A 2807-nucleotide genomic window follows, 5' to 3' on the forward strand; every position below is an offset into this window, starting at 1 on the left:
CCCCTAACCCCTGGACATCTAATTATCCCAATTGCAGTTACTTATTTAAAGCTCGTGCAAATTCCGCATTTTTCAGAATCAAATCATCTTATGGTAAAATCGCTGTCTCATCACAGCGATCGCGAATTGGTGACTCTGTTTCAACGCTATCCGGAGCAGGGTAAATACTTTGTTACTATTTTCTGTCGCTATAGCCCGATTGTCTATACCTTAGTTCGACATTCCGCCCATTCGCCTGTACAGGCAGATTACCTCTTTGCCATGACTTGGCGGCATGTCTTCTACGAGTTACGGGGACTGGATTTGCGGGAAGAGCCTACCACTGATGCTAATTCTTTCCAAAACTGGTTGATCAATATGACAGCCATCTGTATTAACCAGGCTGATTTGCCGCCTGTGGAGTCTATTCACTATCATCTTAAATCTGCCCCGCCTCCGTTATGGTGTTATTTGGAACAAGCTTTAGATCAACTCCCCCCTACCTTAAGATTGATGCTTCTCATGGCTCAGACATTCCACTGGAGTGAAACTCGTATTGCTGCTTATCTCCAAGCTGAGGGTGAGACGATTTCACCGCAAAGCGTGAGAGTGCAGCTTCAGCAAGGCTATCAGTTATTGGAATCTGGCTTACCATCGGATATTGCTGTCATTTATTTGGGTGAAGAGGTGGTTCAAACTTCCAGAGAGTCTGAGTTAGTGGGATCATTAGCAAACGGAGTAATCCGTAGTTAATGTGAACCAATCGCCTATTAATTTAGGAGCCGTTATTTGAGTCACCATACCCTAGAGTTCGCTAGCTCTAGGCTCTATGACTACTGATTAAACAATCTTCAAGGATAGTGTCTTTAGTGTAAAAAGCTCAGATAACAACGATGAAGCAAACATTACCCCGCCAGGGAGAAATCTAAATGTCTAATTACGTTCTAGTTCTTGATCCGAATAAACAACCACTAGATCCAGTTCATCCAAGTACAGCACGATTATTGCTGAATCAACAAAAAGCTGCTGTATTTAGACGCTTCCCCTTTACGATTATTTTAAAAGTTGCCAACAGTAATAGACCTACTCAACCAATTCAGCTAAAAATCGATGCCAAAAAGCCCGAACTTTTAAAGAAGATATTATCCCAAGCTAATCGGTTAATCCGGGTGATATCCTCTATGGCGATTCCTTTGGCAATTGCCACCCTTCACACGTCGGTACTCCTTTGGAGTTTCCCTGCTTTGAGCCAAAATGCTCCTAATAGCAGACAGAAACTTGATTTGGAAGAACAACTTCAGATTCCCTTAAATAATGGTATCGAAGGTGAATCCAGAGATGAGGCAGATTTGCTACTCCGTTTGGGAGGACAAGCGCAACGGAGTGGTAATGTGGAAAAGGCGATCGCGTATTGGCAACAGGCACGGGATCTTTATCAACAAATTGGTGATTTTGAGGGGCTTGGTCTGGCTTATGATTATTTGGGTCTGACTTATGCTAATTTGGGACGCTATCCCGATGCTGAAGAAGCACTGCGCCGTCGTTTGGGGGTTGCTCGCTATCTGAAAGATTTCGGCGGGCAAGTTTTTGGTTTAAATAATTTGGGAAGTCTCTTACTCCAATCTGGAAATCTGGAAGTAGCTTCAGCTACTTTTATCGAAGCATTGAATATTGCCCGCACTGTTAAGAATCGAGAGGGGGAAGGGCTAAGTCTAAATAATCTGGGTTTAGTAGCGGCACTTGAAGGGAATTATTTAGAGGCGATTAAGCATTATCAAGCTGCTTTAGGATTGCGTCGTCGCTTGGGAGATTCTTTGGCAGAAACGAATACCCAAAATAATTTGGCAGATGCTTATTTCGCCCTTAATCAATACCGGGATGCTGCAATCGAATATGGGGTTGCTCTACAATTAGCTAAAGACAGCCGCGATATTCCTAATCAGTTTCGCGCTTTGCGAGGGATGGTCAAGTCTTACAGTATAGTAGGTCCAGAGTTGCTGGCTTTTAAATACCTTGAGCGACACTTCGCTCTGGCTCAAGAGCAACAAAACCAACGGGAGGAGCTGATTTCCCTGCGGTTATCTGCCCAACTGTACAAAGCCAAGGGGGATTTAGCTAATGCTCGCATTTTTTATGAACGTGCGATCGCGTTGGCGAATGGTTTGGGTGATTCGGGGGAAGAAGCTTTTTTGCGCAACGACTTGGCTCAAATCCTGTTTGAAAGGTAACCTACATACAGCAGATTGCAAGTTTATGAAGTACACCTCAGAAACCGGGTTTCTCTGCACCGAACATACCTTAAAATTACTGCTACTGTACCTTATAGCAGCGGTTACCGCTGGATCAAAAAAAGGTTTATACACTAAATCAGTAGCATACAGTTAGCACAACGTTATATCGTGAACTACCTAAAAGACAAACTGGGCAGTGAATTTGATATTACCAGTAATGGCTCAATTATCTTGGATGGCTATGGCAAAGCCAGTGGAATGCTTTTTGATATAGTTGTTACAAAAGGAGGTAAAAGTGTGGGAATTGAGGTTAGTTTTCAGGTAACCACCAACAGCACAATAGAACGAAAAGCAGGACAAGCAGCCGAAAGACAATTTCTTATGAATGCTGCTGGTAATCAAATAGCCTATGTAATTGATGGGGCTGGCAATTTCCAACGCGCTGCTGCTATCTCTACAATTTGCCAACATAGTGATTGTACCGTTGCTTATTCTGATAGTGAATTTGATGTTTTAGCTGATTTTATACGTGAGAGTGTTAAATGATTCGTTTTATCGATCTTTTTGCAGGCATAGGTGGAATGCGCCTCGGCTTTG

Annotated in this window: 3 protein-coding genes; all 3 read left to right on the forward strand. The window is 43.1% G+C overall.

The genetic code is table 11. The annotated features are described in order from the left end of the window. Nucleotides 1-54 precede the first annotated feature (54 nt). The 3 genes from NJ959_RS28110 to NJ959_RS28120 all read left to right on the forward strand — a co-directional run bounded on the left by NJ959_RS28110 (nucleotide 55) and on the right by NJ959_RS28120 (nucleotide 2756). Nucleotides 55-732, forward strand: a complete 678-nt coding sequence (locus NJ959_RS28110) for an RNA polymerase sigma factor (RefSeq protein WP_254015066.1) — start codon at nucleotides 55-57, stop codon at nucleotides 730-732. Nucleotides 733-908: 176 nt separating this feature from the next. After that, nucleotides 909-2207, forward strand: a complete 1299-nt coding sequence (locus NJ959_RS28115) for a tetratricopeptide repeat protein (RefSeq protein WP_254015064.1) — start codon at nucleotides 909-911, stop codon at nucleotides 2205-2207. A gap of 147 nt (nucleotides 2208-2354) precedes the next feature. Continuing rightward, nucleotides 2355-2756 (forward strand): hypothetical protein, encoded by a 402-nt coding sequence (locus NJ959_RS28120; RefSeq protein WP_444881961.1) that lies wholly within the window; start codon nucleotides 2355-2357, stop codon nucleotides 2754-2756. Nucleotides 2757-2807: the final 51 nt, after the last annotated feature.

Origin of the sequence: Limnofasciculus baicalensis BBK-W-15, from assembly GCF_024178385.1 — a bacterium.
Taxonomy (GTDB): Bacteria; Cyanobacteriota; Cyanobacteriia; order Cyanobacteriales; family Coleofasciculaceae; genus Limnofasciculus; species Limnofasciculus baicalensis.